The 900-nt window shown below is 40.3% G+C and carries 1 protein-coding gene; it reads left to right on the top strand.

Annotation, left to right across the window (positions count from 1 at the left end):
* Positions 1–586: hypothetical protein (locus tag CA600_RS31465; protein ID WP_179281792.1), on the top strand; the 586-nt coding region annotated here is incomplete at its 5' end.
* Between the last annotated feature and the right edge of the window lie 314 nt (positions 587–900).

Below are 900 nucleotides of genomic sequence, written 5' to 3' on the forward strand. Positions count from 1 at the left end.
AGAACAATGGAATCCGAACGCTGCACCTAACCATATGGAGGCTAATGTTTCAGGAATGAACCCGATGTATGGGATGTCATTGAACCTTCCTTGGCCAACTACTTGTGGGTGTGGAGGGATGCATGTTCAACCCTATTCATATGAAATGCCCGTATATAATACCTATCCTGCATATGGAAACCCAAATGGATTCTCTGCATATGGAGCAGGAACACCTAATCAGGGAATAGTTCCAGCATCTCCACTTGGAGCTTTTGGCGGGCCGATAATGTCGAGTATTCCGTCTAATCCACAGTATCCAGGTATTGGTAATTATTCGCAGCATAATCGGGTTCCGGAAATCCAAGATCCTGAAACGTTTGTACAGGACGTTCCCGAAGTTGCTAGAACAGTGAGTGAGGAATCCACTTCTGGCGCTTCTCTCAAGAGCAAGGGAATTGCAACGAAGGAAACGGCATCAAAAGCAAAGACCTCGAGTCAAAACAGCAGTAAGAAAAACAAAACAGTTGTGAAGTCTCAACGTTCCAATGCTGGTGGTCGTACAGAGAGCTCAAAGAAACGCAGAAATCCGTGGATTTCTAATTAATACAGTCTAAACTAACATCCAATTTCTATTTAACGTGTAGGTTCTAATTATTAGAATCTACACGTTTTTTATGATAAGGTGTGAACGAGATGTAGGAGTGAAGAAGAAGTACTTATTTTTTTGAATTTAGGGGTTGTTTTTAGAGTGGGTTATATGTTACATTATAAATCCAGTCGTAAAGAGGAGATATAAACTTTCGGTTGGTGAATGTTAATCCGAATGAAATCACAAAAGACTTTGAAAAAAAGTGTTGCAATTCATCGGATAACATGATATATTATAAAAGTTGCTGCTGAGACATTAAACGGCGCCAA

The organism is Paenibacillus sp. VTT E-133280 (assembly GCF_002264385.1).
Classification (GTDB): domain Bacteria; phylum Bacillota; class Bacilli; order Paenibacillales; family Paenibacillaceae; genus Paenibacillus_AQ; species Paenibacillus_AQ nitricinens.